The sequence below is a fragment of the Rhodanobacter sp. Soil_C_14 genome (assembly GCF_057657335.1).
In genome coordinates, this window is sequence record NZ_JBDGIQ010000001.1 from 407,558 (window position 1) to 432,513 (window position 24,956).

Consider the following 24,956-nt stretch of genomic DNA (forward strand, 5'->3'; position numbering starts at 1 on the left):
TCGCGCAGGCGCAGCTCACGCCCCGCGCAGATCGCGCAAGCGGAAGCCGCCGGCAAACAGCACCGCGACATAAGTGCCCGCCCCCGCGACCACCAGCACGGCCAGGCGCCACAGCCGGGTGGCCACCGAAACGCCGTGCACCCATTCCGGCCACAGCCAGCGCCCCAGCAGCAGCACGGCAGCCATCGCCAGGCAGGACGAGCCCAGCCGCAGCCAGTGCCGCGCCCAGCCGGGCTGCCGCTGGTACACGCCGGCGCGCTTGAGCCAGCGCCACAGAAGCATGAAGTTCACGTAGCTGGCCAGCGCACTGGCCAGCGCCAGGCCCACGTGCAGGCCGGGCACCTGGGCGATGCCCTCCAGCCAGCTGCCCTGCTTCACCGACGCCGGCGCCCACAGCTCGAAGAACAACGCGATCAGCAAGCCGTTGAAGATCATGTTGACCACCAGCGACGCCACGCCCGCCTTCACCGGCGTGCGGGTGTCCTGGCGCGAGTAGAACGCCGGCAGCACCACCTTGACCAGCGCGTAGGCCGGCAAGCCGCAGCTGAGCGCCAGCACGGCGGCCGCGGTCATGCGGGTGTCGAAGGCGGTGTACTGGCCGTTCTGGAACAGCGTGGCCACCAGCGGCTCGGCCAGCAGCGCCAGCGCGATCGCCGCCGGCACCGCGATCAGCAGCGTGATGCGCAGCCCCCAGTCCAGCGCCTTCGAAAATCCGGCCTGATCGGTGCCCACGTGGTGACGCGACAGCGACGGCAGGATCACCGTGCCCAGCGCGACACCGAACACGCCCAGCGGCAGTTCGAGGAAGCGCGTCGACTGCCACAGCCAGGTCTGCGACCCGGTCACCAGCAACGACACCACGATGGTGTCCAGCAGCAGGTTGATCTGGGCCACCGACGAGCCGAACAGCGTGGGCACCATCAGCCGCATGATTTTCCTGACCTGCGGATGGCGCCAGCCCCAGCGCGGCAGCACCAGCAAGTCCAGCTTGCGCAGGGCCGGCAGCAGGAACAGCAACTGCAGCACGCCGGCCAGCAGCACCGCCCAGCCCATTGCCAGGATCGGCGTATGCAGGTGCGGCGCGATCCACAGCGCCGCCACGATCATGCAGACATTGAGGATGACCGGCACCAGCGCCGGCATCGCGAAGCGATGGAAGCTGTTCAGCGCACCACCGGCCAGCGCGGTCAGCGACACGAACAGCAGGAACGGGAACATCCAGCGCACCAGCTCGGTGGTCAGGTCGAACTTGTGCGGCTGGTCCAGCGCGCCGGGGATGAAGGCGGTGGCCAGCTGCGGCGCGAAGATCAGCCCCAGCGCCGTCACCACCAGCAGCACGCCGCCCAGGGTGCCGGCCACGGTCGCCATCAGTCGCTTCAGGTCATCGTGACTGCCGGTTTCCTTCACTTCGGTGAAGACCGGCACGAAGGCGGTGGAAAACGACCCTTCGGCGAACAGCCGGCGCATGAAGTTGGGGATGCGGAACGCCACCACGAAGGCGTCGGTGGCCACCGTGGCGCCGAACACGTGGCTCATCGAGATGTCGCGCACCAGGCCCAGTACCCGCGAAATCATCGTCATGCTGCTGAACGAGAGCAATCCGCGGAGCATGCTGGGTGACTTCATGAGTGCCTGGTTTCTGCCTTGGGCGCCGATCGCGCAGGGCGCACAGTCTGACAGCCCGTGCGGGCCGGATGACAGCCCGGATATGGCAGAATGGCGACACCCCGATGGCGACACGCCCCCGCCGACCCATTCCGGCGGCGTAAATGATTGACGCATCGGCGAATCGCCCGCATAATTGGCGTCTTTTTCCAACCTCAACCCTGCATTCCGGAGTTCTACCTTGGCCAACATCAAGTCCGCGAAGAAGCGCGCGCGCCAGTCCGAACAGCGCCGCCTGCGCAACATCAGCGCACGTTCCATGGTCCGCACCGCCCTGAAGAAGGTCGTCAAGGCCATCGAGGCCAAGGACAAGGCAGCCGCCGTTGCCGCCTTCACCGCCGCCCAGCCGGTGATGGATCGCTACGCCGCCCGCGGCCTGATCCACAAGAACAAGGCCGCCCGCCACAAGAGCCGCCTCAACGCGAAGATCCGCGAACTGGCGTAAGCCGGGGCGCGATTCGAGTTGCACGAGAAGCCGGCGCAAGCCGGCTTTTTCGTGCCCGGTCCCGAGTGTTGGCTCCTCCCCCTGCGCGCAGGGGTAGGTTGGGAGGGGGTTCGCTTTTGACTTCGGCGAAGAGCGACCCCACCCCAACCCTCCCCTGCTCGCAGGGGAGGGAGCAAGGCGCCAAACGCGTCACTGCCGCGGACGAAACTCCAGCGGCATCGGCTCGCCGGGACGCGCCGCCGCCGGCGGCTTCGGCCCGCAGGCGCCGCAGGTGCTGCAACCATCGCTGCAATCGCCGGTGGCTTCGGTTGGCTGCAGGCGGCGACCGAACGCCCGTGCCAGGGCGCTGCGGCCGGGCTGGCTGAAGTGGATCGACGCGGCGGCCATCCAGCGGTTGGTGGTCTTCCGGGCCAGCTTGCGCAGCACGATCCACACACTGGCCAGCACGGCCAGGCCGATCACCACGTACTGCAGCAGCAGGCCGGCACTCATGGACGCGTCCTCATGCGAGCGCCCTCGCCACCTGGTAGACGATGAACGACGCGGTATAGGCCATCACGAACATGTAGCCGAACGAGATCGCCACGTTGCGCCAGGAATCGGTCTCGCGCTTGATGATCGCCAGCGTGGACATGCATTGCGGCGCGTACGCGAACCACACCAGCAGCGACAGCGCACTGGCCAGCGAGATCTGCCCGGCCAGCGCATGGCCCAGCCCGCCGGCCGCCTCGCCGCCCACCAGGTAGACCGTGGCCAGCGCGGCCACCGCGGTCTCGCGGGCGGCGAAGGCCGGGATCAGCGCCAGGCTGATCTGCCAGTTGAAGCCGATCGGCGCGAAAATGTACTGCAGGCCGCGCCCGATGTAACCGGCGAAGCTGTATTCGATCGCCGGCCGGGTGGCGCCTTCCGGCGCGCCGGGGAAGGTCGACAGGAACCACATCAGCACGGTCAGGCCCAGGATCACGCCGGTCAACCGCTTCAGGAAGATCATGCCGCGCTCGTACAGGCCGATCGCCACGTCGCGCAGCTTGGGCACGCGGTACGAGGGCAGCTCCATCATCAGCGCGTGCTCGCTCTTGTCGCGGCGGATGTGCTTCATCACCCAGCCCACCAGCATCGCGCCCAGGATGCCCGCCAGGTACAACGCGAACAGCACCACGCCCTGCAGGTTGAACACGCCGAACACGTAGCGGATCGGGATGAACGCGCCGATCAGCAGCGCATACACCGGCAGCCGCGCCGAGCACGTCATCAGCGGCGCGATCAGTATCGTGGTGAGCCGGTCGCGCGGATCGGTGATGCTGCGCGTGCCCATGATGCCCGGGATCGCGCAGGCGAAGCTGGACAGCAGCGGGATGAACGAGCGTCCGGTCAACCCTACCGACAGCATCAGCCGATCCAGCAGGAACGCGGCGCGCGGCAGGTAGCCCGACTCCTCCAGCACGATGATGAACAGGAACAGCACCAGGATTTCCGGCAGGAAACCCAGCACCGTGCCCAGGCCACCGAACAGGCCGTCGGTGACCAGGCTTTGCAGCGGCCCCGCCGGCATCAGGGTGGCGGCGTGTCCGCCCATCCAGTCGAAGCCGTCGGCGATCGCGTCGGTCATCGGCTTGCCGATCGAGTACACCGCCTGGAACACCAGGAACATCACCACCGCGAGGATCGCCAGACCGAACACCGGATGCAGCGCCCAGCGGTCCAGCGTGTCGTCGATCGCGGCGGTGGCGCGCGGCATGGTCACCGTCGCCGCCAGCAGTTCACGCACCTGCGCGTGCAGGTCGGCGCGGCTGGCCGCGTCATCGGACTGCACCGGTGCGGCCGCGGGAACCTCGCCATCGACACGCTCGATCAGCGCCTGCGCGCCGCCGCGCTTCACCGCGACCGTTTCGACCACCGGCAAGCCCAGCCGGCGCTGCAATTCGGGTACGTCGATCACGATGCCGCGCTGGCGGGCGGTGTCCATCATGTTCAGCGCCAGCACCACCGGCCGGCCGAGGCGCTTCACCTCCAGCACGAAGCGCAGGTGCAGGCGCAGGTTGGTGGCGTCGGCCACGCAGACGATCAGGTCCGGCACCGCCTCGCCCGGATAATTGCCCGCGCAGACGTCGCGGGTGATCATCTCGTCCGGACTGTTCGCGTCCAGGCTGTAGGTGCCCGGCAGATCCAGGATCTGCAGCACCCGGCCGGACGGCGCGGTGAAGCGGCCTTCCTTGCGCTCCACGGTGACGCCGGCATAGTTCGCCACCTTCTGCCGGCCGCCGGTGAGCAGGTTGAACAAGGCCGTCTTGCCGCAGTTGGGATTGCCAACCAGGGCAATGCGCAGGGTCGACGCGCTCATGCCGCCGCCTCGCTGCGCACGCTGACCCGGCTGGCTTCGGCCTTGCGCAGCGCGAAGCGGGTGAAGCCGATCTGGATCAGCACCGGATCGCCACCCATCGGCCCCACCGCCACCACCCGCACCGGCTCGCCATCGACAAAGCCCAGGTCGCGCAAGCGCTGCGCGATCGGATCGGCCGCATGCGCATCGTGCACGCGGTCGACCACGGCGGGGGCACCCTTGGGCAATTCGGACAGACGCACGGGCGAAAATCTCAAATAAGAACAATTCGCATTGTAGTCCTTTTGTCGATACGCCTGCAGCACCCCGGGCCACCCCTGCGACAACGTTTATCATCGCGTTATTTGCGGGGACGACCTGATGACCGATTCCATCCTCAGCGAACGCCGCGGCGCGGTCGCTTGGCTCACGCTGAACCGCCCGCAGATCCACAACGCGTTCGACGACGCCCTGATCGCCGCGCTGACCGAGGCGCTAGCCGCCGCCGATGCCGATCCGGCCGTGCGGGCGGTGGTGCTCACCGGCAGCGGCAGCTGTTTCTCCGCCGGCGCCGACCTGAACTGGATGCGCGGCATGGCCGGCGCCAGCGAACAGGAAAACCGCGAGGATTCGCTGCGCCTGGCGCGGCTGATGCGCAACCTGCAGTTCCTGTCCAAGCCGACCATCGCGCGGGTCAACGGCGCCGCGTATGGCGGCGGCGTGGGCCTGGTCGCCTGCTGCGACATCGCGATCGGCGTGGACACCGCCAAGTTCGCGCTGTCCGAAGTGAAGCTGGGCCTGGTGCCGGCGGTGATCTCGCCCTACGTGATCGCCGCGATCGGCCTGCGCGAGGCGCGCCGGCTGTTCGTCAGCGGCGAGGTTTTCGACGCCGCCGAGGCGCACCGGATCGGCCTGCTGCATGCCGTGTCGACCGGCAGCGAACTGGACGAGGCGATCGAGCGCCAGCTGCATTTCCTGGCCAAGGCCGGTCCGCTGGCCCAGCGCGAGGCCAAACAGCTGGCCCTGCGCATCGGTGGCGCCGATCCGGCCGAAGCCGAACGCATCGACACCGAAAACGCCGCGCTGATCGCCCGCCTGCGCGTCTCGCCCGAAGGCCAGCACGGACTCGGCGCCTTCCTCGACAAGCGCGCGCCGGCATGGGTGGCGCAACCGTAGGCGCGCCGCGATCTGTTAGTTTTAGACGCTTTGCATCGATACGAACGTTTCCAGGGACTCGCATGTTCGAACGTGTACTGATAGCCAACCGCGGCGAGATCGCCTGCCGGGTGATCCGCACCTGCCGGCGGCTGGGCATCCACACCATCGCGGTGTATTCGGAGGCGGACAAGGACGCGCAGCACGTGCGGCTGGCCGACGAGGCGTGGCCGATCGGCGGTCCGCTGCCGGCCGACTCCTACCTGCGCATCGACGCCATCCTCGACGCCGCGAAAAGGAGCGGCGCGCAGGCGATCCACCCCGGCTACGGCTTCCTGTCGGAGAACACCGCCTTCTCGCGCGCCTGCAAGGACGCCGGCATCGTGTTCATCGGCCCCGACCCCGAAAGCATCGACGCGATGGGCTCGAAAGCCGCCGCCAAGCAGCTGATGGCCCGGCACGACGTGCCGCTGGTGCCGGGCTACAGCGGCGACCAGCAGGACAATGCCTTCCTCGCCGAACAGGCGCACCAGGTCGGTTACCCGCTGATCATCAAGCCCTCGGCCGGCGGCGGTGGCAAGGGCATGCAGATCGTGCGCTCGGACGCCGAATTCCCCGAGGCGCTGGCCACCGCCCAGCGCGTGGCGCAGGCCGCCTTCGGCGATGCCTCGATGCTGCTGGAGCGCTACGTGGAGCATCCGCGCCACATCGAGTTCCAGATCTTCGGCGACCGCCACGGCAACATCATCCACCTCGGCGAGCGAGAGTGCTCCGCACAGCGCCGCTACCAGAAGGTGCTGGAGGAAACGCCCTCGCCCTTCCTCACCCCGGAAAAACGCGCCGACATGGGCGCCGCCGCCGTGGCCGCCGCCCGCGCGGTGAACTACGTGGGCGCCGGCACGGTCGAGTTCATCGTCGGCCCCGCAGGCGATTTCCACTTCATGGAAATGAACACGCGGCTGCAGGTCGAGCACCCCGTCACCGAGCTGACCCACGGCGTGGACCTGGTGGAGTGGCAGCTGCGCATCGCCGATGGCGAACCGCTGCCGCTAGCCCAAAACGAGGTGGTTTCGCACGGCCATGCGATCGAAGTCCGCCTCTACGCGGAAGACCCGGACCAGAACTTCCTGCCGGGCTCCGGCAAGCTGCAGACGCTGCGCCTGCCGAGTCCTTCGCAGCACGTGCGCCTCGATGGCGGCGTGATCGAGGGCGACACGGTGACGATCTTCTACGACCCGATGATCGCCAAGCTGATCGTGTGGGACGTCGATCGCCCGAAGGCGCTGCAGCGCATGCGCGAGGCACTAGCCGCCAGCGAGATCATCGGCCCGAAATCCAACATCGGCTTCCTCGAACGGCTGGTGCGCCATCCCGCCGTGGTGGAAGGCCGCATCGACACCGGTTATCTCGATCGCCATCTGGAGGAGTTCCTGGTTGGCGACGTGGTGCCGGGCGACACCGTGCTGTTCGCCGCCACCACCGCGGCCCTGCTCCACGACGAAGCCAACATCAAGGGCAACGCGGCCGATCCGCATTCGCCATGGGCCTGCGCCGACGCCTGGCGCATCGGCCACGCCGGCAAACGCATCGTGGCGCTGACCGCGCGCGAACAACGCTACGACATCGAAGCTCACGGCCACGCTGGCGACTACCGGCTGCGCCGCGGCGAAACCGCCTGCGAAGTGCGCGGCGCACGCCTGCTGGACGACTGCCTCAGCGCCCGCTTCGACGACGAATCGCAACGCGTGCCGCTGCGCGTCGATGCCGCCCACGTGCTGCTGCACAACGCCGACGGCCAGCGCTACAGCTTCAGCCGCGCCGCCGCCTTCGCGTGGGAAGCGACCGACGCCGCCGGCGGCAACCAGATCATCGCGCCTATGCCGGGCCGCATCGTGCTGGTGAAAGCCAGGGCGGGCGACGTGGTCGAACAGGGCCAGGAACTGCTGGTGATGGAAGCGATGAAGATGGAACTGGCCTTGAAGGCACCGCGCGCCGGCACCATCGAAAGCATCAACGCCACGCAGGGCGAGTTTGTCGAGGCGGACGCGGTGCTGGTGCGCTTCGCCGAGTGAGCTTTTAAGCCCCTCTCCCAATGGGAGAGGGGTTGGGGTGAGGGTTCGGGCAGGTCAGGGAGTTCACTTCGACCCCGCACCCTCATCCGCCCTTCGGGCACCTTCTCACCCACAAGGGGACTGCTTATAGTCGCCGAGGGGAGAAGGGAAATGATGTCCTCCGGAGCTTTTCCATGAACACCTCCAACCACGTCCGCATCGTCGAAGTCGGCGCCCGTGACGGCCTGCAGAACGAGAAGACCCTGCTGCCGGCCGAGGTGAAGATCGCGCTGATCGACCGGCTCTCCGCCACCGGCCTCAAGACCATCGAGGCCACCAGCTTCGTCAGTCCGAAATGGGTGCCGCAGCTGGCCGACGCCGCCGAGGTGTTCACCCGCATCCGCAAGCTGCCGGGCGTGAGCTACCCCGTGCTGGTGCCGAACCTGCAAGGCTACGCGCGTGCCCGCGAAGTCGGCGCCACCGAGATCGCCGTGTTCACCGCTGCCTCCGAAGCGTTCAACCGCAAGAACATCAACGCCTCGATCGACGAATCCATCGAACGTTTCATCCCTGTGATGGAACAGGCGAAGGCCGACGGCGTACAAGTGCGCGGCTACGTCTCCACCGTGCTCGGCTGCCCGTACCAGGGCGAGGTGCCGGTCAGCGACGTGGTACGCGTGGCGCGGCGCCTGCACGAGCTGGGCTGCCATGAAATCTCGCTGGGCGACACCATCGGCGTCGGCACGCCGGCCAAGGCACGCGCGATGCTGCACGCGGTGGCGCAGGAGGTGCCGATGGCGGCGCTGGCCGTCCATTTCCACAACACCTACGGTCAGGCGCTGGCGAACATCCTGGCCTGTCTGGAAGAAGGCGTGCGCGTGGTCGACAGCGCCGTTTCCGGCACCGGCGGCTGTCCGTACGCGAAGGGCGCCACCGGCAACGTGGCCAGCGAGGACGTGGTCTACATGCTGCACGGCATGGGCATGGCAACCGGCGTCGACCTCGACCTGCTGGTCGCCACCGGCGCCTGGCTCGCCGCGCAGTTGCACAAGGAAACCGCCAGCCGGGTCACCCGCGCGCGGACGGCCGTGACCTGAGCCACTCGCGAAATCCCGATCGCGATCACTATCATCGGCTTTCGGTCGACGAGATGAAGCGATGCGCACGAGCCTGATGACCTGGTGGCGGACGGCGGCGTCACTGCTGATCCTGTCCTGCAGCCTGTCCGCCGGTGCCGCCACGCCGAAGGGCGACTGGTTGCTGCTGCCCGAACGTGTCTGGACCGCCGACGGCGATGCCGTGCATGCAGGCTGGGCCGTGCTGGTGCATGACGGCATCATCGCCGCAGTCGGCCCGGCCGGCTCGATCCACGCGCCTGCCGACGCCCGCCGCGTCGAACTGCCCGGCGCCACGCTCACGCCGGGCCTGATCGACCTGCACTCGCACCTGTTCCTGCATCCTTACAACGAGACGCTGTGGAATGACCAGGTGCTGACCGAGCCACAGGACTACCGCACGCTGCTGGCGGCAAAACACGCGCGCGACACCTTGCTCGCCGGCTTCACCACGCTGCGCGACCTGGGCACCGAAGGCGCCGGCTTTGCCGATGTTTCGGTGAAGCGCGCGATCGAGGAAGGCCTGATCCCCGGCCCACGCCTGTTCGTGGCCACCCGCGCGATCGTCGCCACCGCCAGCTACGGTCCCGGCCCGCGTGGCTTCCGTCCGGACATCACCCTGCCCGGCGGCGCGCAGGAAGTCAGCGGCGTCGATCAGGCGATGGCGGCGGTGCGCGAACAGGCGGCGCGCGGGGCCGACTGGATCAAGATCTACGGCGACTACCGCGTCGGTCCCGACGGCGCCACCGCCCCCACCTTCAATCCCGCCGAACTGAAGGCGCTGATCGACACTGCGCACCAGACCGGCCGCCCGGTGGCCGTGCACGCGGCCAGCGACGCCGGCGTGCGCATGGCCGTGGAAGCCGGCGTGGACAGCGTGGAACACGGCTACGGCGCCAGCGAGGCCACCTTCAAGCTGATGAAGCAGCACGGCACCGCCTACGAGCCCACGCTCACCGCGGTCGAGTCCACTGCCGAATATTTCCAGCATTACGTGCCCGGCAAGAGTGAACCGACCGAGCGCATGCGCGAAGCGGAGCACGCGTTCCGCACCGCCCTGAAACTGGGCGTGACGATCGGCAACGGCAGCGACGTCGGCGTGTTCCGCCACGGCGACAATTGGCGCGAACCGGCGGCGATGGTGGCCGACGGCATGACTCCGGTCCAGGCACTGCATGCGGCCACCGACGTGGCAGCGAAGATCCTGCGCCAGTCGCAGCGCTTCGGTCGCATCGCGCCGGGCCTGGCGGCCGACCTCGTCGCCTTCGACGGCGATCCGAGCACGCAGATCAGCGCCCTGCAGCACCCGGTTTTCGTGATGAAGGCCGGTCTCCCCTATCTGACTCCCGCAGCGACGCCATGACCGACACGTTCCTGATCCGCCCCATCGAATCCAGCGACAACGCGGCGATGGCCGCGATCATCCGCGCCGTGATGCCCGAGTTCGGCGCCGACGGCCCCGGCTTCGCAATCCACGACGCCGAGGTGGACACGATGTACCAGTCCTACGCACAACCGCGCAGCAGCTATTTCGTGGTCGAGCGCGACGGCACGGTGATCGGCGGCGGCGGCGTGGCGCCCTTGCAGAACGCGGAAGCCGACGTGTGCGAACTGCGCAAGATGTACTTCCTGCCCGCCGCGCGCGGCATCGGCGCCGGCACGGCGATGATGCAGCGCTGCCTCGACGCGGCCCGCGCGCACGGCTTCCGCCGCTGCTACCTGGAAACGCTGACCGGCATGGACGCAGCGCAGGCGCTGTACAAACGCAGCGGCTTCACCGCGTTGTGCGCGCCGATGGGCGGCACCGGGCATTTCAGTTGCGACCGCTTCTTCATCCGCGACCTGTGAGGTGAGCCATGTCGAACCGCGATCCGCGCATCGATGCCTATATCGCGAAATCCGCCGAGTTCGCCCGGCCGATCCTGGAGCACCTGCGCGAACGCGTGCATAGCGCCTGCCCCGAGGTGGAGGAAGGCATCAAGTGGGGCATGCCGTTCTTCAGCTACAAGGCGGCACCGATGTGCATGATGGCCGCGTTCAAGCAGCATTGCAGCTTCGGTTTCTGGTTGTCGAAGGAAGTGACTGGGGCAGCGAGGAGGACGGCATGGGGCAGTTCGGCAAGCTCGCTTCGCTGAAGGATCTGCCTCGGGACAAACAGCTCGCCACGTATTTGAAAAGGCGATGGCTCTGAACGAGGCCGGCGTGAAGAAGTCACGCCCGAAGGCCGCTGCGAAACCCGCGCCAACCCTGCCGGACGAACTGGCCACCCTGCTCGCGCAAAAGAAGCACGCGGCGGCCCGCAAGACGTACGAAGGCTTCGGCCCCGGCGCACAGCGCGAGTACGTTGACTGGATCGTCGAGGCAAAAACCGATGCGACGCGCCAGAAACGCCTCGCCACCACGCTGGAGTGGCTGGCCGAAGGCAAGAAACGCCACTGGAAATACGAGAACTGCTGAAGGCGCCAATCTCATGATCCGCACCGCCCGCGACGAAGACGCCGCCGCCATCCACGCGATCTACGCACCGTCGATCAGCGACGGCGTGGCCACCTTCGAAACCGAACTGCCCGGCGTGGACGCCATGCGCGAACGCCTTCGTACACGCCTCAAGCATTACCCCTGGCTGGTCTGGGAAGAAGCCGGCGAGGTGCTGGCCTACGCCTACGCCGGCCGCTTCCGCGAACGCGCCGCCTACGACTGGATCGCCGAGACCTCGATCTACGTGCGCGCCGACGCACACCGCCGTGGCATCGCCCGCAAGCTCTACGGCGTGCTGCTGGACGTGATGCGCCTGCAGGGCATCACCCAGGCCGTCGGCGTGATCACCTTGCCCGGCACGGCCAGCGTGGCGATGCACGAGTCGATGGGTTTCACGGCCGCCGGCGTGTGGCGCCAGTGCGGTTACAAGCTGGGGCAATGGTGGGACGTGGGCGTGTGGCAGAAGGAGCTGCAGCCTGCGGCGAATCCGCCCATCGCCGTCACGCCGTTTCCCCGGCTTCCGTCGGCGCCATTGCATTCGCTGCTGGAAGACCAGGGCCGAAGCGCTTAGGAGCGGTACCGCCACAAAAAAGGCGTGCCCGCGATAGCGGGCACGCCTTCATGCATCACGAACGAACCGGCTTACTGGTTGAGCAGCAAATCAACGATCGCTCCGGTGGCGATCGCCACCAGCAGGAAGTCACCGTTGTCGCTGCGCACCCAGTGGTAGCCGCGGGGCGGCGGACGCAGACGGTCGTGACGCCAGTCGGTCACCACGTAGCGGGTGCGGTATTCCACCGGCAGGTAGCCACCGCGTCGGTACCAGCCTTCGTGGCGGCCGCGGTCGCGCCAGTTCGAGTAATGACCGTGATCATGGCCGCGATGGTCGTTGTAGCCATGTCGGTCGCGATCGTGGCCATGGCCGTGACCCCGGCCGTGATCCTGTGCCAGCACGGAGCCGCTGGCCAGCATCAGCCCCACGCCACATGCCACAGAAAGACTCAGCAGCTTTTTCATGTTCATGGTTGCGCCCTTGCGTTGGTTGGAAAGAACCGTCGTGACGACTACGGAAAGACCTGCCTGGCGGTTCGACGCCAACATGGCCGGAGTCACCCCAACGCCGCGTGAATCCCCTGTCGCGACAGGCTTTGATGTTCAGCCTGCAGTCGCAGGCGCCGGTCGGCTACCATGGCGGTTTTTCGGCACTGGTAGCAAGGATTTCCCATGCAGCTCGATCAGGTCAAGGCAATCATCACCGGCGGGGCTTCCGGCCTCGGCCATGCGGTAGCGCAGCATTTCGTCGCCCACGGCGGCCAGGTCGCGCTGTTCGACGTCAACGAGGACAAGGGCCAGGCGGCCGCGAAGGAACTGGGTGACGCCGCGCGCTTCTTCCGCACCGACGTCACTTCCGAGGACGGCGTGGCCACCAACGTCGCCGCCGCGCACCACGCCATGGGCGGGCTCAACGTGGTGATCAACTGCGCCGGCATCCTGGGCGCGGGCCGCGTGCTGGGCAAGGAAGGCGCGATGCCGCTGGCCACCTTCTCCGGCACGGTGATGGTGAACCTGGTCGGCAGCTTCAACGTGGCCAAGGCCGGCGCCGCGCTGATGCAGAACAACGAGGCGGGCGAGGACGGCGAACGCGGCGTGATCATCAACACCGCTTCCGTCGCCGCCTACGAAGGCCAGATCGGCCAGGCCGCCTACTCGGCATCTAAAGGCGGCGTGGTCGGCATGACCCTGCCGATGGCGCGCGAACTGGCCCGCTTCGGCATCCGCGTGGCGACCATCGCCCCGGGCATCTTCTGGACCCCGATGGTCGACGGCATGCCCGAGTCCGTGCAGCAGTCGCTGTCCGCCTCGATCCCGTTTCCCTCGCGCCTGGGCCAGCCCAACGAATACGCCAGCACCGTCGCCTTCATCCTGGGCAATCGCTATATCAATGGCGAGACGATCCGGCTGGATGGCGCGGTGCGGCTGCAACCCAAATAAGCGAGGAGTGAGTGGAGAGGAGTGAGAGAGAACTCGCCTCATGCCGCTTCACCACACGCCTTTGCTCTTCTCTCACTTCTCACTCCTCTGAACTCACTCCTGACTTATGAAAGCTTCCGACGTCAAGAAAGGCAACGTGGTCGAGCACGACGGCACCGTCTACCAGGTGCGTGACATCGAGCGCAGCTCGCCCAGCGCGCGTGGCGGCAACGTCACCTTCCGCTTCACCCTGTATTCAATCCCCGGCGCACGCAAGTTCGATCTCAGCCTGCGTGCCGATGACGAGTTGCGCGAGATGGACCTGGTTCGCCGCGCGGCGAACTTCTCGTACATGGATGGCGACGCGTTCGTCTTCATGGACGCGGAGGATTACACCCAGTACCTCCTCTCGCCCGAACTGGTCGGCGACAACGCCGGCTACATCGTCGAGGACACCGAAGGCTACTACGTGCAGGTGATCGACGACGCGCCGGTCGGCCTGCAGGTGCCCACCAGCATCGTGCTGACCGTGGTCGACACGGCCCCGGAAATGAAGGGCTCCAGCGCCACCAAGCGCAACAAGCCGGCGAAGCTCAACACCGGCATCGAAGTGCAGGTGCCCGAGTACATCAGCAACGACGAGAAGGTGTGGGTGAATACGCTCACCGGCGAGTTCGCCGGGCGCGCCTGAGTCCCCTGATGCCGACGAACCGGGGCGGGCCAGGCAGCAGGCTTGCCCTGCTGTTCGCCGCGCTGCTCATCCAGGCGGCTTCCGCATTGCCCGCCAGTGCGGGCGACGCGGACTGGCCCCGGCCGGTGACGAAGTTCATCGAACGCAGCGAAAGCTGCCTGCATTTCGCGGGCGAGTTCGGCGGTGATGGCTCCGCGCGCGACGTCGAGGTCAACCGCCGGATGGACGAGCTGCGCTGCAACGCATTGCCGCACGAGCTCAAGACACTGCGCAAGCGCTACAGCAGCGATCCGCGCATCAGCGAGCGGTTGGGCGCCTTCGACGAAGACGGCATGCCAGCGGACGCCGGCACGGACGGCTGAGCGGCTGCCCGCCACGACCTGCGTCCGCGTAGTGCAGAATCAACCTTCCGACGTCACCGCGACCCGATATCCATGCCCTCCAGCGGTTATTCGCTACGCGCCCATGCGATCGAAAGCCTCACCGTCATCAAGCGGCCGGACGTGCCGTGGCGGGTGGTGGTGCGCAATACCGCGGCGGTGGTGCTGCCGCTGGCCGTGGGCATGGCCACCGGCTATCCGCAGATCGGCCTGGGCGTGGCCGCCGGTGCGCTGGACACGATGTTCTCCGACCAGCCGGGGCCGTATCGCCAGCGCATGCGCCAGCTCTTGCTGGCGTCGCTGGCGGCCGGGCTCGCCGCGCTGGTCGGCTTCCTGATCGGCGGCCAGCTGCTGCCCATCCTGGTCGCCACGGCCGCCTGCGGCTTTTTTGGCGGGTTGCTGGTGGTGTTCGGCACCGATACCGCACGGGTCGGCATGACCAGCATGATCCTGCTGGTGATCACCGCCTCCACGCCGACCTCGCTGGAGCACGCCCTTGGCGGCGCCGCCCTGATCTTCGCCGGTGGCTTGCTGCTGACCTCGTTTTCGCTGGCCGCATGGCCGCTGCAGCGCTACTGGCCAGAGCGTCTGGCACTGGCCAATGTCTACAGCGGACTTGCCGCGCTGGCCCGGCAACAGAACCACGACGATGCCGAGGTGCCGGCGCTGACCGAGGCGATGACCACGCTGCAGCAGACCCTGCTGGGTCGCCACCGCGCGCATGGCCGGGCGATGGAGGCCTTCGGCGTGCTGCTGGAACTGGCCGAGCGGATCCGGCTGGAACTCACCGCGATGATCGAGTTGCATGCCAACCCGGCGATCCACGGCCTGTTCCGCGACGACGCCGCACGGGTGCTGGCGGCCATTGCCAGCGCGCTGGAACAGGGCGAGTCGCCCGAACAGGCCGCTCGTGCACTGCAGACCTTGCGCGCCAGCGAGCAGGCGCTGCTCGACGGCGACGGCACGCTCGACGGACTGGCCGCGCACATCCATGCGCTGGCCGGCCAGCTGGCCGCCGCCGTGCGCAACGCCGACTGGGCCGGCAGTCGCGGCGAGCTGCGTGCCAGCGCGGCGGAAACCCGCCTGCCGAAGGCCCTGCGCAGCAGCTCCGCCCTGGCCACCTTGCGCGCCAGCCTCACCCCGCGCTCGGTGGCGTTCCGGCATGCCGTGCGCATGGCGGCCTGCCTCAGCGTCGCCTTGTGGGTCTCGCGCCTGCTGCAGCTGCCGCACGGCTACTGGCTGCCGATGACCGCGGCGATCGTGCTGCGGCCCGACTTCGCCGCCACCTTCAATTTCGGCCTGCTGCGCGTGCTCGGCACCGTGCTGGGCCTGGTGCTGACCACGGTGCTGCTGCACATCACGCCCGACGAACCGTGGGCACACTTGGCCCTGATGGCGGTGCTGTGCATGGCCTTCCGCTATCTCGCCGGCGCCCACTACGGCATCGCGGTGGCGACGCTGACCGGCACCGTGGTGATCCTGCTGTCGTTCGAGGGCGTCAATCCCGGCCTGGCGGTGTCGGACCGGGTGATCAACACTGCCCTGGGTTGCGGCATGGCCTTGCTCGCCTACGTGGCGTGGCCGACCTGGGAGCGCGGTCGCGCCCGTGCTGCGCTGGCGGTGATGCTGGATGCCTACGCCAGCTACCTGCACGCGTTGGCGCAACCCGCGCAGGCTGCCACCCATCGCGACACACGCACCGCGGCGCGCACCGCCCGCACCAACGCGCAGGCCTCGATCGACCGCATGCGCACCGAACCGGCCACGCCGCCCGAACTGCTGGCACTGGCTCGCGCGCTGTTCGCCAACGGCAACCGGCTGGCGCGCACCGCGATGACGCTGGAGGCCACCCTCGACGATCTCTCCACCCTGCCCGACCAGCCGGCCCTGGGCCGCTTCGTCGAGCAGGCTGCCGGCAACCTGCGGGACCTCGCCAACGCACTGCGCGAACAGCGTGCGGCCGATGCCCTGCCCGACCTGCGCGCCATGCAACGCGCCCTGGTCGCTTCGGTGCGGGAAAGCGACGACCGCGTCGCCGCCGACCTGCTGGCGCGGATCAGCGACCGCCTGGTGGACAACATCAACACCCTGGCCCACGTGATGAACCGCAGCCGCTCCGACGGCGCGCCGGCCCCGTAAGCCATCCCGCCGCACGCCTCCGCACTGCGGCGCGACGCCGCGGCGCAGAGGTTTTACACTGCGCGGATGCTCAAGATCGATACCCACGCACACATCCTGCCCCGCGACTGGCCGAACCTGGCCGCCAAGTACGGCGACGACCGCTTTCCGGTGATGACCCATACCGACGGGCGACACCGCATCTACAAGGACAGCCGCTTCTTCCGCGAAGTCTGGGACTCGGCGTTCGACCCGCAGACCCGCATCGACGACTACGCCCGCTTCGGCGTCGACGTGCAGGTGATCTCCACCGTGCCGGTGCTGTTTTCGTACTGGGCACCGGGCCATCAGGCACTGGAACTGCATCGCCATCTGAACAACCACATGGCCGGGCTGTGCCGCGACTACCCGCGCCATTACGCCGGCATCGGCACGGTGCCGCTGCAGGCCCCGGACCTTGCCATCCGCGAACTGGAACGCTGCATCGACGAGCTGGGCCTGCAAGGCGTGCAGATCGGCTCGCACTGTGGCGACTGGAACCTGGACGCGCCCGAGCTGTTTCCCTTCTTCGAGGCCGCCGCCGACCTCGGCGCGGCGATCCTGGTGCACCCGTGGGACATGATGGGCATGGCCAGCATGCCCAAATACTGGATGCCGTGGCTGGTCGGCATGCCGGCCGAGCAATCGCGCGCCGCCTGCTGCCTGGCCTTCGGCGGCGTGCTGGAACGCCTACCGAAACTGCGCGTGATGCTGGCCCACGGCGGCGGCAGCTTCCCCTCGACCATCGGCCGCATCGAGCACGGCTTCAAGATGCGCCCGGACCTGGTCGCCACCGACAACCCGCGCAACCCCCGCGAATACCTCAAGCGCTTCTATTTCGACTCCTGCGTGCACGACGATCAGGCGCTGCGCTACCTGCTGGATGTGACCGGTGCACACCAGGTGATGCTGGGCACCGACTATCCTTTCCCGCTGGGGGAGCAGGAACCCGGCAGCGGCATCGAGGCGCTGGGCCTGGACGACACCGACCGCGCGCGGCTGTTCCACGGCACCGCGCTGGAATGGCTGGGCCTGCCTCTCCATCGCTTCGCTCCCGATTCCCTTTCGAAGGCATCCGCATGAACCTCCTGCGCAGCACCACCCTCGCCATCGCGTTCGCCGCCACCCTGCTTGCCACGGGCGTGCACGCCACCGACGTCAGCATGGCCGACGGCACCGTCACCTTCAGTACGCCCGACAGCTGGCTGGGCATCATGGAAACCCAGGGCGACCCCGAAGCCCACGTATTCCAGGTGCCCGACCCCTCGCCCACCGGCAAGAACAGCCTCGCCCGCGTCACCGTCACGGTGAAGCAGGTCGCCGACGTCAACAGCTTCAACCAGTACCGCAGCGAAGCCACCGCCAAGGCGATGGCGCTGCCCGGTTACAAGGTCGCCGACACGCCGCCCGGTCCCAACAGCAACATCTACACCGCGCAGGAAAACGGCACCGCCTTCAGCTACACCGAGCACTACTGGTTCAAGAACGGCCACGCCATCCAGCTGCGCTGCATGCGCCCCAGCGAAACCCAGGCCGGCGCCGCCTGGAAAGCCGATTTCGACAAGGGCTGCGCCGCCCTCGCCGCGCAATTGAAGTAACTCGTACCGCTCCCTCCCCTGCAACGCAGGGGAGGGTTGGGGTGGGGTCGCTCTGGCTCCTCGCCTCACCCGACCTCCCCTGAAAGCAGCCGGAGGCTCCGACTCCAAGAGAATCCCGATGTCCGTCACGTTCGAAGCCACCCACGACTGGGCCAACGCCCGCGACGCCGCCGATCCGCTGCGCGCATTCCGCGACGCGTTCCTGATCCCGCCGCACGAAGGTCGCGACAGCACCTATTTCTGCGGCAACTCGCTGGGCCTGCAGCCACGCGCGGTACGCGAAGCAGTCAACGCGGAACTGGACTACTGGGGCGAGCTGGGCGTGGAAGGCCACTTCAAGGGCCGCCTGCCGTGGATGGACTACCACGAGTTCGTGCGCGACGACCTCGCCGCCGTGGTCGGCGCGCTACCCGTCGAAGTGGTGGCGATGAACACCCTGGGCGTGAACCTGCACCTGATGATGGTCAGCTTCTACCGCCCCACCGCCGAGCGCCCGGCGATCCTGATCGAGGGCGGCGCGTTTCCCACCGACCGTTACGCGGTGGAATCGCAGATCCGCTTCCACGGCTTCGACCCGGCCACCGCGCTGATCGAGCTGCAGCCCGACGAACCAAACGGCACCACCTCGCTCGCCGCGATCGAACGCGCGCTGGCCGAACACGGCTCGCGCATCGCCCTGGTGATGCTGCCCGGCGTGCAATACCGCACCGGCCAGGCGTTCGACATCGAGGTGATCACCGCACTGGGGCACAAGCATGGTTGCGTGGTCGGCTTCGATCTCGCCCACGCCGTCGGCAACCTGCCACTGCAATTGCACGACAGCGGCGCCGACTTCGCGATCTGGTGCAGCTACAAATATCTCAACAGCGGCCCCGGCGCCGTCGGCGGCGCCTTCGTGCACGAACGCCACGCCACCGCCGTGCTGCCGCGCTTCGCCGGCTGGTGGGGCCACGACAAGACCACCCGCTTCCAGATGGGCCCCGAGTTCCAGCCCACCGCCGGCGCCGACGGCTGGCAGCTCTCCAACCCGCCGATCCTGGCCCTGGCCCCGCTGCGCGTATCGCTGCAGATCTTCCGCCGCGCCGGCATGGCCATGCTGCGCGAGAAATCCCTGCAACTCACCGGCTATCTCGAATGGCTGGTGCAGACCCAGCTCGGCAACGTGCTGCAGGTGGTGACGCCCGCCGCTCCCGCCCGCCGCGGCGCGCAACTGTCGATCCGCGTGATCGGCGGCCGCGAACGCGGCCGCGCCCTGTTCGAACACCTGATGGCCAACGGCATCATCGGCGACTGGCGCGAACCCGACGTCATCCGCATCTCCCCTGCTCCGCTGTACAACCGGTTTGCGGATTGTCTGGCGTTTGCGGAGGCGGTCGGCCAGTGGCATCGAAACGGCAAACTCTGACTGGCGGCGCATCACGCAGTTGCCACCGGCTACACGTCGATTTCATCGGATATTGAGCCCTGCCCGTTGATGATGCGGTTTTCAACCGGCGGGAAACTCATGAAGAACGAAGCACCGCGCGACAGCGACCTGCGCAAGCTGGGCGAGATGATCGACGACATCGAGGTGGCGATGATGACCACGCATGCGGCGGACGGCTCGCTGGTCAGTCGTCCGCTGCAGACGCTGAAGATCGATGCCAACGGCGAGATCATCTTCTTCACCGCCGCCAGGAGTCACAAGGTGGAAGAACTTACCGACGACGCGGAGGTGAACCTCGCGTATGCGTATCCGGGTGATCAGCGCTACGTCTCCGTGCGCGGACGTGCACGCATGGATCGCGACGAGGACACCATCGACGAACTGTGGTCGCCCGCCCAGAAGATCTTTTTCCCCGAAGGCAGGGACGATCCGAACCTGATGGTCCTGCGCGTGCGGGTACGCGATGCGAATTACTGGGAAGCGAAAGGCAATTTCATCGCACGGGCTTTCGACTTCGCCCGCGGCATGCTCGACGACGAACCCCGCGATCTGGGCAAGCAGGGACATCTGGAAGGCTGAGCACCCTCGCTCAGATCCGGTTCTGCGGATGCCTAGTCTGCCCTTCCCCGCGCACCACGAAGCGCTCCACCGTGAGCGCCTCGGCGCCCATCGGGCCATAGGCGTGCAGGCGGGTGGTGGAAATGCCGATCTCGGCGCCGAGGCCCAGCTCGCCGCCGTCACTGAAGCGCGAGGAGGCGTTGACCATCACCACGGCGGAACGGATCGCTTGCACGAAACGTAGCGCGGCCGCTTCGTCGGCGGTGGCGATGACTTCGGTGTGGTCGGAACCGTAACGGCGGATGTGGGCGATGGCTGCATCGAGATCGTCGACCACGCGCACGGCCAGGATCAGGTCCAGAAATTCGGCGGCGTAGTCGTCGTCAGTCGCCGCGCGCATGTCGGGCACCAAGGCGCGGCTGTGTTCGTCGCCGCGCAGCTCGACGCCGTGCTCGCGCAGTGCCTTTGCCGCCTGCGGCAGGAACGCTTCGGCGACATCGCGATGAACCAGCAAGGTTTCCAGCGCGTTGCATACACCGGGGCGCGAGGTCTTGCCGTCAATCAGCAGATCCAGCGCCAGGTCGGGCTCGGCGGCACGATCCACGTACAGATGGCAGACGCCCTTGTAGTGCTTGATCACCGGTACGCGCGCGTGCTCGGCCACGAAACGGATCAGGCCTTCGCCGCCGCGCGGGATGGCGAGGTCGACGATGTCAACCAGCTGCAGCAATTCCACCATCGTCTCGCGGCGCAGATCCTCGACCAGGGTCAGGGCGGCAGCGGGCACGCCGTGCGCTTCCAGGGCAGACTTCAACGCGGCGGCGATCGCGGTGTTGGAATGGATCGCCTCGGAACCACCGCGCAGGATCACCGCGTTGCCCGCCATCAGGCACAGCGCAGCGGCGTCGGCGGTGACGTTGGGGCGCGCCTCGTAGATCATCGCGATCACGCCGAGCGGAATGCGTACGCGCTCGATCGACAGGCCGTTCGGCCGCGTCTCGCGACGTGTCGTCACGCCGACCGGATCGGGCAGCTCGGCCACCTCGCGCAGCGCGTTGGCGATGCCGGCGATGCGCGCCTCGTCCAGCCGAAGGCGATCGAGCAGCGCGCCCTGCACGCCCTTGTCGGCGGCAGCCTGCATGTCGCGCGCATTGGCCCGCAGCACGTCGGCGGAGCGCGCTTCCAGTGCGTCGGCCATGTCGCGCAGCAGGGCCCGCTTCGCATCGCTGCCCAGCGCGGCGACGACCTGGGCGGCATCGCGACAGGCCAGCGCCTGCTCCATGATCGTGCTCATGCGCTGATCTCCTGGCCCGGGGCAACCGGGCTGTCCATGGTGATGAGGTCGTCGCGATGCACCACTTCGTTGCCATAGCTGTAGCCCAGCACGCCGTCGATCTCACGGCTGTGCCGGCCAGCCAGTCGGCGCACTTCGGCGGCGCCGTACTGGCTGATGCCGCGTGCGATGGCGCGGCCGTCGGCATCGACGATCTCGACCAGGTCGCCGCGATGGAACTCGCCCTGCGCATCCAGCACGCCGCCGGGCAACAGCGAGACGCGACCGCCGGCCAGTGCGCGCGCCGCGCCGGCGTCGACGCGGACCCGTCCGCTGGCCGCCGGCGCATGGCGCAACCAGTATTTGCGTGCCTGCATCCGGCTCGACGACGCGGCGATCAGGGTGCCGCGCAACTCACCGTCGCGCAGCGCCTGCACGGTGGCCGCCTCGCGACCGCTGAACAGCACGGTGGGAATGCCCGCGGCCGCGGCCTTGGTCGCGGCTTCCAGTTTCGTGCGCATGCCGCCGGTGCCAGCCACGCTGCCGCTGTCGCCGGCCATCGCCAGGATCTGCGGCGTCAGCGCGGCCACGTGCGCGATCGGCGTGGCGGCCGGGTCGCGGCGCGGGTCGGCGCTGTACAGCGCGTCGACGTCGGAGGCGATCAGCAACAGGTCGGCATCGACCAGCGCCGCCACGATCGCGGCGAGGTTGTCGTTGTCGCCGAGTTTCAATTCGTCCACCGAGACGGTGTCGTTCTCGTTGACCACCGGCAGCACGCCGAGCTGCAGCAACTCGCGCAGGGTGGCGCGTGCGTTGAGGTAGCGGCGCCGATTGCGCAGGTCGTCGTGGGTCAGCAGCACCTGCGCCACCGGCCGGGCGGACAGCGACTGCCACAGCGCGATCATCGGCGCCTGCCCCAGCGCGGCCAGCGCCTGCCGCGCAGCCAGCCCGCCACCGTCACTCGCGTGCTGGCGCAGCAGCGCCCGCCCCGCCGCCACCGCGCCGGAAGACACCAGCACCACTTCACGACCGGCTGCATGACTGGCCGCGATGAAACCCGCCATCGCTTCGGCGTAGCGCGGCGTGAGGCCGCCACCATCGGCGGCGAGCAGGTTGCTGCCCACCTTCAGCACGGCGCGGCGCCACGGCGGCAGAGTCTGGCTGGCGAGTTCCCGTGCAGCCTTCATGGCGCGCCGTCGCCGGAGGCAGGCAATGCAATAACCGAAGCACCTGCACCCCCGACGCCCTGCAACGATAGCGTTGCATCCGGCATGGTCGCTTCACCTGCCGGACGCAGCGCGCCGGGCAGGTAACGCTTGAGGTCCAGCGCCGGCCGTTCGACGAAGTGCCACGAAAGCACCGCGCAAACCAGGATACAGACGGCCGACACCATCAGGCCCAGCCAGTACGGGTGATGGATGCCCATCAGCGACAAGGTCAGCTGCTGCAGCATGTAAGCGTAGATGTAGATGCCGTAGGAGAAGTCCCCGAAACGGCCGAAACGTCGTATCACCGGCGTGGACAACGTGCCAAACCGGATGACCAGCCAGGGCAAAAGCAGGAACAGCGCGGTATAGCCGTGGTCGAGCACCACCGCTCCGGCGGCAGCCAGAACCAGCGCGCCGGTCATCCAGAGGCCGCGTTTGCGCCATATGTCGCGAAAGTGGAAGAGCAGTACGCCGTAGCAGAAGTAACTGCCGTATTCGCAGCCAAAGTCCGGCCGAAGGAACCGCGCCTGGGGATTGTGCTGGACGTCGAAGATCAAAAAGATGTAGGCCGCATATCCGATAATCAGCAACAGCAGCAGGTAGCGAAAACGGGCGCGCAGCAGACCGCACAGTCCAGCCAGCATCAGCACGCCGTACCAGCGCACTTCGATCGGAATGGTCCACAACGAACCATTCACCCCCGGAAACGATGCGTGCTCGAACACCCCGGGCAAAAACAGACGAACGCCAAAGTACAGCTGGGAAAAGTAGTCCCAGGTGACCGGGGAACGAAAGTAATCACCCAGGGGGATCTGCGTGACCAGGGGCCCCAGCACCAGCGCCGCCACGACCGTGACCATGGCCAGCCCTGGCCAGACCCTCAGGAAGCGCTTGGCCGCGAAACGCAGGACATGCGGGTCCCGGTCCCAGCTCTGCGCGACCAGGTAGCCACTGACCGCGAAAAACACGAGGACGCCCATGGTACCCAGCGTCAGCAGTCCAAACGGCTGAGGTTCCAGACGTCCGCTCAATGCGGCCTGATGCGCGCAGAGCACCATGGATGCAGCCACCAGCCGCACCGCGTCGAAGTTGTTGGATGGGTGCTGGCGTGACATGGGTCGAGTGTCGCCTCAGTCCGCTGCCTGCGCAATCGCTGCCAGCCGCGCGGCCAGCTCGTCGAGACGAAGATCGGCTGCCGCTCCCGCCGACGTGCGCAGCGCCAGGCTGCTTTCCGGCGTGCGTCCTTCGCCGGCTGAAGCAGCCGCTTCCGCCGCGGCGCGATACGCATCGCGGAACGGCACGCCGGCGGCGGCCTGCTCGATCGCCACGTCGGTGGCGTACATCGCCGGCTCGATCGCCGCGCGCATGGCCGTTTCGTTCCAGGCAAATCGCGCCAGCAAGTCAGGCACCAGTTCCAGCGCCATCAGGCCGTGGCGCACGCCGTGGAAGATCGAGCCCTTGGAGAACTGCAGGTCGCGCTGGTAGCCGGACGGCAGCGACAGCAATTGCTCGATCTCGGTGCGCGCGGCGGCCACGCTGGCGTAACTCGCGCGCAGCAGCTCGATCACGTCGGGGTTGCGCTTGTTCGGCATGATCGAGCTGCCGGTGGTGTACTCGGACGGCAGCTGCACGAAGTTGAATTCGGCGGTGGTGAACAGCGACAGGTCCCAGGCCAGCCGGCGCAGGTCGAGCAGCGCACCGCCGATCGCCTCCAGCACCGCCATCTCGAACTTGCCGCGCGACAGCTGGGCGTAGATCGGGCTGACCTGCATGCGGGCGAAGCCCAGCGCCTGCGTGGTGTGTTCACGATCGAGCTTCAGGTTCACGCCGTAACCCGCGGCGGTACCCAACGGGTTGGCATCGATCAGCGCCAGTGTCTGCCGCGCGCGCAGGGCATTGTCGATGAAGCCTTCGGCGAAGCCGGCAAACCACATCGCGGTGGACGACACCACCGCGCGCTGCAGGTGGGTGTAACCCGGCAGTGGCAGCGACTCGCGTGCGGCGCGATCGAGGCAGACTTCGGCGATGGCGCGGCAATGCGTTTCCAGCGCGGCCAGCTTGTCCTTCAGCCACAGCCGCGTGGCGACCAGGATCTGGTCGTTGCGGCTGCGGCCGGTGTGCACGCGGCGACCGGCGTCGCCCAGGCGCTCGGTGAGGCGTGCCTCGATCGCCGAATGGCCGTCTTCGTAACGCTCGTCCAGCACAAAGGCGCCGCCGCTGAAATCCGCAGCCAGCGCATCCAGCTCGCGCTTCAGCGCAGCGGCCTCGTCGGCGCTGACCACGCCGATGTTGGCCAGGCCTTCCACGTGCGCCTTGCTGGCGGTGATGTCGTGCAGGAAGAACTCGCGATCGAGCAACACATCGTCGCCGGCGAGGAACTTCATGATCTTCGCGTCGATCCGGACGCCGGATTTTTGCCAGAGGGGTTGGGTCATGGCCGGGTCTCGCTCATTTGATTCGTCACT

The 24,956-nt window shown here is 67.8% G+C and carries 27 protein-coding genes; 18 read left to right on the plus strand and 9 right to left on the minus strand.

Annotated features, from left to right (window positions below):
* Positions 1-15: 15 nt before the first annotated feature.
* Entirely contained in the window at positions 16-1,626 is a 1,611-nt protein-coding gene (gene murJ / locus AC3A56_RS01850) for a murein biosynthesis integral membrane protein MurJ (RefSeq protein ID WP_487769158.1), read from the minus strand.
* Between murJ and AC3A56_RS01855 the strand changes: the two genes are divergently transcribed.
* A complete protein-coding gene (locus tag AC3A56_RS01855) occupies positions 1,580-1,777 on the plus strand; it encodes a hypothetical protein (protein ID WP_162248784.1) in 198 nt (65 codons plus the stop codon). The genes murJ and AC3A56_RS01855 overlap by 47 nt on opposite strands.
* 69 nt (positions 1,778-1,846) lie before the next feature.
* The gene (gene rpsT, locus AC3A56_RS01860) at positions 1,847-2,110 is read left to right on the plus strand and encodes a 30S ribosomal protein S20 (protein WP_007804840.1); all 264 of its coding nucleotides are present in this window, start codon (positions 1,847-1,849) and stop codon (positions 2,108-2,110) included.
* A 189-nt stretch (positions 2,111-2,299) separates the two neighbouring features.
* On the opposite strand, the gene AC3A56_RS01865 is transcribed toward rpsT, so the two are convergent.
* The 3 genes from AC3A56_RS01865 to AC3A56_RS01875 are packed head-to-tail and all read right to left on the minus strand — an operon-like array spanning position 2,300 to position 4,693.
* Positions 2,300-2,602, minus strand: a complete 303-nt coding sequence (locus tag AC3A56_RS01865) for a DUF6587 family protein (protein ID WP_056765631.1) — start codon at positions 2,600-2,602, stop codon at positions 2,300-2,302.
* A gap of 10 nt (positions 2,603-2,612) precedes the next feature.
* Positions 2,613-4,451 carry a ferrous iron transporter B gene (feoB, locus tag AC3A56_RS01870; RefSeq protein ID WP_487769159.1) on the minus strand — a complete coding sequence of 613 codons (1,839 nt, stop codon included), beginning with the start codon at positions 4,449-4,451 and terminating at the stop codon, positions 2,613-2,615.
* A complete protein-coding gene (locus AC3A56_RS01875; RefSeq protein WP_007804835.1) occupies positions 4,448-4,693 on the minus strand; it encodes a FeoA family protein in 246 nt (81 codons plus the stop codon). Before AC3A56_RS01875 ends, feoB begins: the two co-directional genes overlap by 4 nt.
* A 118-nt stretch (positions 4,694-4,811) precedes the next feature.
* Between AC3A56_RS01875 and AC3A56_RS01880 the strand changes: the two genes are divergently transcribed.
* The 8 genes from AC3A56_RS01880 to AC3A56_RS01915 all read left to right on the plus strand — a co-directional run bounded on the left by AC3A56_RS01880 (position 4,812) and on the right by AC3A56_RS01915 (position 11,800).
* Positions 4,812-5,606, plus strand: coding sequence for an enoyl-CoA hydratase-related protein (locus AC3A56_RS01880; protein ID WP_487769160.1), 795 nt, complete (start codon positions 4,812-4,814; stop codon positions 5,604-5,606).
* Between the two features lie 62 nt (positions 5,607-5,668).
* Entirely contained in the window at positions 5,669-7,657 is a 1,989-nt protein-coding gene (locus tag AC3A56_RS01885) for an acetyl/propionyl/methylcrotonyl-CoA carboxylase subunit alpha (RefSeq protein WP_487769161.1), read from the plus strand.
* A 173-nt stretch (positions 7,658-7,830) separates the two neighbouring features.
* On the plus strand, positions 7,831-8,733 hold the full coding sequence (locus tag AC3A56_RS01890; RefSeq protein WP_487769162.1) for a hydroxymethylglutaryl-CoA lyase: 903 nt from the start codon (positions 7,831-7,833) through the stop codon (positions 8,731-8,733).
* 61 nt (positions 8,734-8,794) lie between these two features.
* Positions 8,795-10,114, plus strand: coding sequence for a metal-dependent hydrolase family protein (locus AC3A56_RS01895; protein WP_487769163.1), 1,320 nt, complete (start codon positions 8,795-8,797; stop codon positions 10,112-10,114).
* Positions 10,111-10,599, plus strand: coding sequence for a GNAT family N-acetyltransferase (locus AC3A56_RS01900; RefSeq protein ID WP_487769164.1), 489 nt, complete (start codon positions 10,111-10,113; stop codon positions 10,597-10,599). The genes AC3A56_RS01895 and AC3A56_RS01900 overlap by 4 nt, the downstream gene beginning before the upstream one ends.
* A gap of 8 nt (positions 10,600-10,607) precedes the next feature.
* Positions 10,608-10,886, plus strand: a complete 279-nt coding sequence (locus AC3A56_RS01905; protein ID WP_487769165.1) for an iron chaperone — start codon at positions 10,608-10,610, stop codon at positions 10,884-10,886.
* Between the two features lie 67 nt (positions 10,887-10,953).
* Positions 10,954-11,208: a YdeI/OmpD-associated family protein gene (locus tag AC3A56_RS01910; protein WP_487769166.1), complete on the plus strand. Its 255-nt coding sequence runs from the start codon at positions 10,954-10,956 to the stop codon at positions 11,206-11,208.
* Between the two features lie 13 nt (positions 11,209-11,221).
* Positions 11,222-11,800 carry an N-acetyltransferase family protein gene (locus tag AC3A56_RS01915; protein WP_487769167.1) on the plus strand — a complete coding sequence of 193 codons (579 nt, stop codon included), beginning with the start codon at positions 11,222-11,224 and terminating at the stop codon, positions 11,798-11,800.
* Between the two features lie 71 nt (positions 11,801-11,871).
* Here the strand turns inward: AC3A56_RS01915 and AC3A56_RS01920 are convergent, their stop codons facing one another.
* Positions 11,872-12,246, minus strand: coding sequence for an RcnB family protein (locus AC3A56_RS01920; protein ID WP_040672741.1), 375 nt, complete (start codon positions 12,244-12,246; stop codon positions 11,872-11,874).
* Positions 12,247-12,453: 207 nt separating this feature from the next.
* Between AC3A56_RS01920 and AC3A56_RS01925 the strand changes: the two genes are divergently transcribed.
* The 8 genes from AC3A56_RS01925 to AC3A56_RS01960 all read left to right on the plus strand — a co-directional run bounded on the left by AC3A56_RS01925 (position 12,454) and on the right by AC3A56_RS01960 (position 20,031).
* The gene (locus tag AC3A56_RS01925; RefSeq protein ID WP_056713931.1) at positions 12,454-13,221 is read left to right on the plus strand and encodes an SDR family NAD(P)-dependent oxidoreductase; all 768 of its coding nucleotides are present in this window, start codon (positions 12,454-12,456) and stop codon (positions 13,219-13,221) included.
* Between the two features lie 106 nt (positions 13,222-13,327).
* Complete coding sequence (gene efpL, locus AC3A56_RS01930; RefSeq protein ID WP_056713934.1) at positions 13,328-13,891, plus strand: elongation factor P-like protein EfpL; 564 nt, start codon at positions 13,328-13,330, stop codon at positions 13,889-13,891.
* A gap of 8 nt (positions 13,892-13,899) precedes the next feature.
* Positions 13,900-14,253, plus strand: a complete 354-nt coding sequence (locus AC3A56_RS01935; RefSeq protein ID WP_487769168.1) for a hypothetical protein — start codon at positions 13,900-13,902, stop codon at positions 14,251-14,253.
* A 72-nt stretch (positions 14,254-14,325) separates the two neighbouring features.
* Complete coding sequence (locus tag AC3A56_RS01940) at positions 14,326-16,410, plus strand: FUSC family protein (RefSeq protein WP_487769169.1); 2,085 nt, start codon at positions 14,326-14,328, stop codon at positions 16,408-16,410.
* 66 nt (positions 16,411-16,476) lie between these two features.
* Positions 16,477-17,511, plus strand: a complete 1,035-nt coding sequence (locus AC3A56_RS01945) for an amidohydrolase family protein (protein WP_056765598.1) — start codon at positions 16,477-16,479, stop codon at positions 17,509-17,511.
* The gene (locus AC3A56_RS01950) at positions 17,508-18,026 is read left to right on the plus strand and encodes a hypothetical protein (protein ID WP_487769170.1); all 519 of its coding nucleotides are present in this window, start codon (positions 17,508-17,510) and stop codon (positions 18,024-18,026) included. Before AC3A56_RS01945 ends, AC3A56_RS01950 begins: the two co-directional genes overlap by 4 nt.
* Positions 18,027-18,144: 118 nt before the next feature.
* Complete coding sequence (kynU, locus tag AC3A56_RS01955) at positions 18,145-19,431, plus strand: kynureninase (RefSeq protein ID WP_487769171.1); 1,287 nt, start codon at positions 18,145-18,147, stop codon at positions 19,429-19,431.
* 99 nt (positions 19,432-19,530) lie between these two features.
* Positions 19,531-20,031, plus strand: coding sequence for a pyridoxamine 5'-phosphate oxidase family protein (locus AC3A56_RS01960; RefSeq protein WP_487769172.1), 501 nt, complete (start codon positions 19,531-19,533; stop codon positions 20,029-20,031).
* Between the two features lie 10 nt (positions 20,032-20,041).
* Here the strand turns inward: AC3A56_RS01960 and AC3A56_RS01965 are convergent, their stop codons facing one another.
* Genes AC3A56_RS01965 through argH form a run of 4 tightly spaced genes read right to left on the minus strand, consistent with a single transcriptional unit; the run spans position 20,042 to position 24,926 of the window.
* Entirely contained in the window at positions 20,042-21,304 is a 1,263-nt protein-coding gene (locus tag AC3A56_RS01965) for a glutamate-5-semialdehyde dehydrogenase (RefSeq protein ID WP_487769173.1), read from the minus strand.
* Positions 21,301-22,470: a glutamate 5-kinase gene (gene proB / locus AC3A56_RS01970; protein ID WP_487769174.1), complete on the minus strand. Its 1,170-nt coding sequence runs from the start codon at positions 22,468-22,470 to the stop codon at positions 21,301-21,303. Before proB ends, AC3A56_RS01965 begins: the two co-directional genes overlap by 4 nt.
* On the minus strand, positions 22,467-23,606 hold the full coding sequence (locus tag AC3A56_RS01975) for an acyltransferase family protein (protein ID WP_487769175.1): 1,140 nt from the start codon (positions 23,604-23,606) through the stop codon (positions 22,467-22,469). The genes proB and AC3A56_RS01975 overlap by 4 nt, the downstream gene beginning before the upstream one ends.
* A gap of 15 nt (positions 23,607-23,621) precedes the next feature.
* A complete protein-coding gene (gene argH, locus AC3A56_RS01980) occupies positions 23,622-24,926 on the minus strand; it encodes an argininosuccinate lyase (RefSeq protein WP_487769176.1) in 1,305 nt (434 codons plus the stop codon).
* Positions 24,927-24,956: the final 30 nt, after the last annotated feature.

What these genes read in the sequence shown, in the direction of transcription:
- AC3A56_RS01855 (WP_162248784.1), top strand. Translation starts at nt 1,580, where the DNA reads ATGCTGCTGAACGAGAGCAATCCGCGGAGCATGCTGGGTGACTTCATG.
- murJ (WP_487769158.1), bottom strand. Translation starts at nt 1,626, where the DNA reads ATGAAGTCACCCAGCATGCTCCGCGGATTGCTCTCGTTCAGCAGCATG.
- AC3A56_RS01865 (WP_056765631.1), bottom strand. Translation starts at nt 2,602, where the DNA reads ATGAGTGCCGGCCTGCTGCTGCAGTACGTGGTGATCGGCCTGGCCGTG.
- feoB (WP_487769159.1), bottom strand. Translation starts at nt 4,451, where the DNA reads ATGAGCGCGTCGACCCTGCGCATTGCCCTGGTTGGCAATCCCAACTGC.
- AC3A56_RS01880 (WP_487769160.1), top strand. Translation starts at nt 4,812, where the DNA reads ATGACCGATTCCATCCTCAGCGAACGCCGCGGCGCGGTCGCTTGGCTC.
- AC3A56_RS01885 (WP_487769161.1), top strand. Translation starts at nt 5,669, where the DNA reads ATGTTCGAACGTGTACTGATAGCCAACCGCGGCGAGATCGCCTGCCGG.
- AC3A56_RS01890 (WP_487769162.1), top strand. Translation starts at nt 7,831, where the DNA reads ATGAACACCTCCAACCACGTCCGCATCGTCGAAGTCGGCGCCCGTGAC.
- AC3A56_RS01895 (WP_487769163.1), top strand. Translation starts at nt 8,795, where the DNA reads ATGCGCACGAGCCTGATGACCTGGTGGCGGACGGCGGCGTCACTGCTG.
- AC3A56_RS01900 (WP_487769164.1), top strand. Translation starts at nt 10,111, where the DNA reads ATGACCGACACGTTCCTGATCCGCCCCATCGAATCCAGCGACAACGCG.
- AC3A56_RS01905 (WP_487769165.1), top strand. Translation starts at nt 10,608, where the DNA reads ATGTCGAACCGCGATCCGCGCATCGATGCCTATATCGCGAAATCCGCC.
- AC3A56_RS01915 (WP_487769167.1), top strand. Translation starts at nt 11,222, where the DNA reads ATGATCCGCACCGCCCGCGACGAAGACGCCGCCGCCATCCACGCGATC.
- AC3A56_RS01920 (WP_040672741.1), bottom strand. Translation starts at nt 12,246, where the DNA reads ATGAAAAAGCTGCTGAGTCTTTCTGTGGCATGTGGCGTGGGGCTGATG.
- AC3A56_RS01925 (WP_056713931.1), top strand. Translation starts at nt 12,454, where the DNA reads ATGCAGCTCGATCAGGTCAAGGCAATCATCACCGGCGGGGCTTCCGGC.
- efpL (WP_056713934.1), top strand. Translation starts at nt 13,328, where the DNA reads ATGAAAGCTTCCGACGTCAAGAAAGGCAACGTGGTCGAGCACGACGGC.
- AC3A56_RS01935 (WP_487769168.1), top strand. Translation starts at nt 13,900, where the DNA reads ATGCCGACGAACCGGGGCGGGCCAGGCAGCAGGCTTGCCCTGCTGTTC.
- AC3A56_RS01940 (WP_487769169.1), top strand. Translation starts at nt 14,326, where the DNA reads ATGCCCTCCAGCGGTTATTCGCTACGCGCCCATGCGATCGAAAGCCTC.
- AC3A56_RS01945 (WP_056765598.1), top strand. Translation starts at nt 16,477, where the DNA reads ATGCTCAAGATCGATACCCACGCACACATCCTGCCCCGCGACTGGCCG.
- AC3A56_RS01950 (WP_487769170.1), top strand. Translation starts at nt 17,508, where the DNA reads ATGAACCTCCTGCGCAGCACCACCCTCGCCATCGCGTTCGCCGCCACC.
- kynU (WP_487769171.1), top strand. Translation starts at nt 18,145, where the DNA reads ATGTCCGTCACGTTCGAAGCCACCCACGACTGGGCCAACGCCCGCGAC.
- AC3A56_RS01960 (WP_487769172.1), top strand. Translation starts at nt 19,531, where the DNA reads ATGAAGAACGAAGCACCGCGCGACAGCGACCTGCGCAAGCTGGGCGAG.
- AC3A56_RS01965 (WP_487769173.1), bottom strand. Translation starts at nt 21,304, where the DNA reads ATGAGCACGATCATGGAGCAGGCGCTGGCCTGTCGCGATGCCGCCCAG.
- proB (WP_487769174.1), bottom strand. Translation starts at nt 22,470, where the DNA reads ATGAAGGCTGCACGGGAACTCGCCAGCCAGACTCTGCCGCCGTGGCGC.
- AC3A56_RS01975 (WP_487769175.1), bottom strand. Translation starts at nt 23,606, where the DNA reads ATGTCACGCCAGCACCCATCCAACAACTTCGACGCGGTGCGGCTGGTG.
- argH (WP_487769176.1), bottom strand. Translation starts at nt 24,926, where the DNA reads ATGACCCAACCCCTCTGGCAAAAATCCGGCGTCCGGATCGACGCGAAG.